A 6,012-nucleotide genomic window follows, 5' to 3' on the forward strand; every position below is an offset into this window, starting at 1 on the left:
ATTCCTGCTGAACCGCTCTTCCGATCTAAATATTGCTAAGTTATCGATTATTGGAATTGGCATTAAAGATAATTCAGAAATTTTACAAAAAATGTTTGAAATTATTCATAAAAATAATATCATTATCAATAATATAATGAAATCTGAAATAAGAATAAGTATTATTATAGAACAAGATAAAGTAAATAAATTAGCTGCTGATTTACATGAAGCATATAACTTAAGCACATAAAAATATTACAAAATAAAAGAAAAAGGTTAGTAGGAATGCAAAAAACTAATAAATTGGAGAAATTATGGGAACGAGGAAAACAATTTTTAGGAGTAGATTATGCTATATTAGGTGGGGCAATGTCTTGGATTTCTGAAAGTAATTTAGTATCTAATATGTCAAATGCAGGAGGGTTTGGAGTTTTAGCCGCAGGAGCTATGGATGCTAAGACGTTGGAGAGTGAGATAAAGAAAACTCAGGAGAAAACTAATAAGAATTTTGGGGTGAATTTAATTGTGATGCATCCTGATCTTAAAGATTTAATAGGAGTTTGTATACAACAAAAAGTATCACATGTTATCCTAGCCGGTGGGATTCCTAATAGTGAAGTTCTAGATAGATTGGATTCTCATAATATTCAAACTATGGCTTTTTCTCCGAATTTAGCATTAGCAAAAAGAATGATTAGAAATAAAGTTAAAGCAATTATTATAGAGGGAAATGAGGCAGGTGGACACATAGGTCCGGTTTCTACTTCTGTATTAGTTCAGGAAGTTTTACCTTATATTAATGATGTTCCGGTTTTTGTAGCAGGAGGTATTGCTACTGGTGAAATGACTGCTTCTTATTTATTACAGGGTGCAGCAGGTGTACAAGTAGGAACTATATTAGTATGTTCAGAAGAATGTGTAGCTCATGATAATTTTAAGGATGCCTTTCTTAGAGCTAATGCTAGAGATGCTATTTCAACTGTACAAATAGACTCTGACTTTCCTGTAATTCCTGTAAGAGCTATTAATAATAAAGGTTCTCAAGATTTTATTAGCTTACAATATGAGGTTATTAAGGACTTTAAATCACATAAAGTAACTAAAGAAGAAGCACAACTAAAAATAGAACATTATTGGGCTGGAGCTCTAAGAAGAGCTGTAATTGATGGGGATATTGAATATGGGTCTTTAATGGCAGGTCAAAGTGTAGGAATGTGCAAAAAAAAATTACCAATCAAAACTATAATTCAAAATTTAATTATAGCAGCTGAGGAATTCTTAGACAATAAAGCCTAAAAATGTTAAAATAAATTTTACGGGTAAGAAAGATGAATGAAAATAATACAAAAGCAATAACTATAGGGCAAACTTTAAAAAATGCTAGGTTGGCACAGGGGTTAACTATAACTAATGTAGTACAATCAACTAGACTGCGTTTAAATTATATCGATGCATTAGAAAAAGATGATTATGAAGTTCTACCTGAGAGAACATATACCTTAGGGTACTTACGAAAATATGCTAACTTTTTAAATTTAGATTCCACTATTTTAGTTGATAAACTTGATAAAACCTATGCATTTGCACAGCCATTTAAAGAGGGGGTTGTTTTGTCGAATAAAGCTAAACATACTTCTAGTAGTAATCAGTCTGTGAGTATAGCGGAAAAAATATTTCATACTCACTACGAAAATGATAATATTTTTGAAGAATCTCAAAATAATACTGTACAAAAAATTCAAAGCTTTAAGAAAGCCCTAAGTATAATAATAATTGTTTTAGTATTATGTGTAATATCTTTAGTATTCTTATTATTTAAAAAATATTGGTTTACTAATAAAGAAGAATTAGTAAGTACTCCTGTTCAGCTTATTGAAGATAATAATATATCTGCAGATGATTTTATTGTGGTGAATAATGAAAACAAAGTTGCCGAAGCCAAAGAACGTATACAGGATGTATTAAAAATTAATCAAAGAAATAATATGGAAGAAGAAACTAAAAAGTTTATTCACCCTATTATTAGTAAATGGCCTCCTGATACTAAACCAAGAGAAGTAAATATTATTTTTTCAGGAGATACATGGGTACAAATTTATAATTCACAAACTAAAGATGTTTATTTAGATAGAATCTTTAAAAGAGGAGATAAACTTGAAATACCAGGAATAGAAAACTTAGTAGCAACTATAGGTAATTATAAAAATGTTACTTTTATTATTAATAACAAAGAAATACCTGCTATAAAAACCGGATCTAATCTGGTAATGCGAGATATTTTGCTAGAAAAAGAAGAATTATTGAAAAAAATTACTAATTAACTTATAATCATAGTTAGAATCTAATTAATTATTATTAGTAAAAGTACAATGGGGGGGGTATGATATGTATTACAAGCATAATATAAAAAGAAGAAAAACTAGAGTGGTTAATGTCGGTAAGATATTAGTTGGGGGAGATAACCCTATTACTGTACAATCAATGACTAATACAATAACAGAAGATGTTAAGGCTACTGTTGAGCAGATTAGAAGATTAGAAGATGTAGGAGCTGATATTGTAAGGGTATCTTGTCCTAGTGTAGAATCAACAGAAGCTTTAAAAGAGATTGTAAAAGCCTCAAAAGTTCCTATTATATCAGACGTTCATTTTCATCATGTGTTGGCAATAAAATCTGCTAAAGCTGGAGCTGCATGTTTAAGATTTAATCCTGGGAATGTTGGCTCAATTAATAATGTAAGAGAGGTTGTTAAGGCAGCACAAGATCATAATTGTTCTATCAGAATTGGTGTGAATGCTGGTTCTTTAGAGAGAAAACTTTTAGAAAAATATAAGGAGCCTAATCCTGATGCTATGGTTGAAAGTGCTATGAATCATGCTAAAATTTTACAGGATCTTGATTTTCATAATTTTAAAATTAGTGTTAAGGCTTCTAATCTTTTTTTAGCAGTAGATTCCTATAAAAAATTATCAGAAGTATGTGAATATCCGTTGCATTTAGGAATTACAGAAGCCGGTTCTCTTAGATCTGGTACAGTATTATCTGCTTTAGGTACCGGTTCATTATTATGGGCAGGAATAGGAGATACTATAAGAGTTTCTCTTTCCGCAGATCCTGTAGAGGAAATAAAAGTAGGATTTGATTTATTAAAATCCCTAGATATTAGAAATAAAGGGGTTAGAATAATTTCATGCCCATCTTGTGCACGTCAGGGATTTGATGTAATTAAAGCAGTTAGTACAATTGAGGATAGATTGTCTCATATTAACACACCAATTACTCTTTCCATTTTAGGCTGTGTTGTTAACGGTATTGGTGAAGCAGCACATGTAAATATTGGCATTGTTGGAATATCAATCAGAGAAAATATGGTATATATTGATGGTAAAAAAGACCATACTATAGATAATGATAATTTAATTGATCATGTGGTTAATTTAGTAACAGAATATGTAAAGAAGGATAATATAAGTAATCAAAATGCAAAGTTATCGACTGGTTAGAGGAACTAAGGATTTAATTAAAGAAGAAGCAGAAAAATTTAGATATATCGAGAATACCGCTAAGAAGTTAGCATCTTTATATGGATTCTCAGAAATTATTACGCCAATTTTTGAATTTGCTTCTTTATTTATTAGAAATGTTGGTAATAATACAGATATAATAAATAAAGAAATGTATCTTTTTGAAGATAGAGGAGGAGAAAAACTAGCTCTAAGACCTGAGGGAACCGCATCTGTGGTGCGAGCAATTCTTTCCAATTCTTTAACTCATTTGTTGCCTCTAAAATTTTCTTATTTTGGTCCTATGTTTAGATATGAAAGACCACAAATTGGTAGACAGCGGCAATTTTATCAGTTTGGAGTTGAACATTTGGGAGCTAATAGTATTTTTCATGATTTTGAGATTATTTCATTAGGTAATAAATTATTACAACAACTTGGTATTACAAATTATAGTTTATTAATTAATAATTTAGGTAGTGCAGAAAATAGGATACAGTATAAAAAAGTATTACTTGCATATTTGAAAAAATATCAAAATGAACTCTCAGAAGATAGTAAAGAGAGGATACATACTAATCCGTTAAGAATTTTAGATTCTAAAGATTCTAAAGATAAAGATATTATTAAAGAAGTTCCCTCCTTACTGAGTTTTTTAGAAGAAAAAGATTTAGCAGATTTTGAAATTCTACAAAAATATCTGACTGATTTAAAGGTACCATTTAAGATTGACGATAAATTAGTGAGAGGATTAGATTACTATAATAATATAGTATTTGAATTTATAAATATAGATTTAGGTACACAAAATACTCTCTTGGCTGGAGGTAGGTATGATTCTTTAATACAAAATATGGGGGGTCCCCCAACTAAAGCAGTAGGATTTGCTACAGGGATTGAGCGTTTAATTCTCAGTACTGGTAGTTTTTCTGCTATAACTAGTAAAATTGCTATTCTTACAACTGATGTGCAATTTAATTTTTATGCCTACTCTCTTGCCGAAAAACTTAGAAAACACAAAATCATTACTGAAATGATTTTAGGTGATAATTTATCAAAACAGTTTAAACAAGCTAATAAGCAGAGAGCTGTTTTTGCAGTAATTATAGGGGAAAATGAGTATTCCAATAATTATCTTACTATAAAAAATCTAAATACTTTCTCTGAATCAATAATTAAAGAAACAGAACTTCTTTCTTTTTTTCAAAAAGAATTAAATTAAGGTACAAAATGAGTTTTACAGATAATTTAAATTTATTAATTAAGAAGTATGATTTATTATCAGAAAAACTAGCACAAGGAGCTTTAGTATTAGGAACAGAATTTGTGTCTTTATCTAAAGAATATTCAATACTAGAACCTATTGTAGCTTTAATTAAAAATTTAGAAAATTTAGAAAAAAATCTAAAAGAGTTAGAATTAATTGTTGAAGATAAAACTAGCGATATAGATTTAAAAATCTTAGCTAAAGAAGAGATTCCTAATTTAAGAGATAATATAGATAAGTTAAGTTATGAAATAAAGATAGCATTACTATCTAAGGATAAAGATGATGATAAGAATGCTATATTAGAAATAAGAGCTGGAACTGGTGGTGAAGAAGCAGCTCTTTTTGCAGGAAATTTATTCAGAATGTATCATAGGTATGCAGATACAAAAAGATGGAAAACAGAGATATTAAGCAGTCATGAAACTGGTAAAGGAGGTTATAAAGAAATTATTGCCTCAATTATTGGTAGAGGTGTTTATGCCAAATTAAAATACGAATCCGGTGTGCATAGAGTACAAAGAATTCCTGATACAGAAAGTAACGGTAGAGTGCATACCTCTGCTGCTACTGTAGCTGTACTTCCGGAGGTTGCAGATATTGATATAAAAATTGACGAAAAAGATATAAGAATTGATGTATATAGAGCCTCTGGTGCAGGAGGACAGCATGTTAATACTACTGATAGTGCAGTTAGAATTACTCATGTTCCTACTGGGATTGTGGTTACTCAGCAGGATGAAAAATCTCAACATAAGAATCGAGCTAAAGCCATGAAGATTCTAATGGCTAAATTATATGAAAATGAAAAACGAAAAATTGATACTAAGCGTTCTGAATCTAGAAAACATCAAGTAGGCAGTGGAGATAGGTCTGAGAGAATCAGAACTTATAATTATCCACAAGGTAGGGTTAGCGATCATAGAATTAATCTTACATTGTATAAATTAGATTCTTTTATGGAAGGAGAGCTTGATGAAATGATAGAAGCAATAATTTCAATTGATGAAGCAGAAAAATTAATAGAAAAATCTTAGATGATTTTACAAGAAATACTAAATTGTTTAATTAACAATTTACGAGTTATAGATGGTAATAATGCCCATATCACCGCTAATGCTATCCTAAAAGATATACTAAAAATAAGTGATATAAATTTTATTTTAGATAAAACCTTAATTATTTCCAAAGAGCAGTTAAAGAAAATTATAGAATATCAAGTTAGATATTTAAGGGGAGAGCCCTTGGCTTATATTTTA

The 6,012-nt window shown here is 29.7% G+C and carries 6 protein-coding genes; all 6 read left to right on the plus strand.

Features of this window, described 5'->3' with window-relative positions; translation table 11 throughout:
• The first annotated feature begins 267 nt into the window (after positions 1–267).
• Positions 268–1,278 (plus strand): NAD(P)H-dependent flavin oxidoreductase, encoded by a 1,011-nt coding sequence (locus tag ACQCX0_RS05610; protein ID WP_462563188.1) that lies wholly within the window; start codon positions 268–270, stop codon positions 1,276–1,278.
• 32 nt (positions 1,279–1,310) lie between these two features.
• Positions 1,311–2,303, plus strand: coding sequence for a helix-turn-helix domain-containing protein (locus ACQCX0_RS05615; RefSeq protein ID WP_462563189.1), 993 nt, complete (start codon positions 1,311–1,313; stop codon positions 2,301–2,303).
• Positions 2,304–2,367: 64 nt separating this feature from the next.
• Positions 2,368–3,486 carry a flavodoxin-dependent (E)-4-hydroxy-3-methylbut-2-enyl-diphosphate synthase gene (gene ispG / locus ACQCX0_RS05620; RefSeq protein ID WP_462563190.1) on the plus strand — a complete coding sequence of 373 codons (1,119 nt, stop codon included), beginning with the start codon at positions 2,368–2,370 and terminating at the stop codon, positions 3,484–3,486.
• Positions 3,464–4,708: a histidine--tRNA ligase gene (gene hisS, locus ACQCX0_RS05625; protein WP_462563191.1), complete on the plus strand. Its 1,245-nt coding sequence runs from the start codon at positions 3,464–3,466 to the stop codon at positions 4,706–4,708. The genes ispG and hisS overlap by 23 nt, the downstream gene beginning before the upstream one ends.
• Positions 4,709–4,716: 8 nt before the next feature.
• Positions 4,717–5,790, plus strand: coding sequence for a peptide chain release factor 1 (prfA, locus tag ACQCX0_RS05630; protein WP_462563192.1), 1,074 nt, complete (start codon positions 4,717–4,719; stop codon positions 5,788–5,790).
• Positions 5,791–6,012, plus strand: a 222-nt coding sequence (locus tag ACQCX0_RS05635; RefSeq protein WP_462563193.1) for a hypothetical protein, incomplete at its 3' end; no start/stop codon positions are given.

Source organism: Candidatus Hepatincolaceae symbiont of Strigamia maritima (assembly GCF_055505085.1).

What these genes read in the sequence shown, in the direction of transcription:
- ACQCX0_RS05615 (WP_462563189.1), top strand. Translation starts at nt 1,311, where the DNA reads ATGAATGAAAATAATACAAAAGCAATAACTATAGGGCAAACTTTAAAA.
- hisS (WP_462563191.1), top strand. Translation starts at nt 3,464, where the DNA reads ATGCAAAGTTATCGACTGGTTAGAGGAACTAAGGATTTAATTAAAGAA.
- ispG (WP_462563190.1), top strand. Translation starts at nt 2,368, where the DNA reads ATGTATTACAAGCATAATATAAAAAGAAGAAAAACTAGAGTGGTTAAT.
- prfA (WP_462563192.1), top strand. Translation starts at nt 4,717, where the DNA reads ATGAGTTTTACAGATAATTTAAATTTATTAATTAAGAAGTATGATTTA.
- ACQCX0_RS05610 (WP_462563188.1), top strand. Translation starts at nt 268, where the DNA reads ATGCAAAAAACTAATAAATTGGAGAAATTATGGGAACGAGGAAAACAA.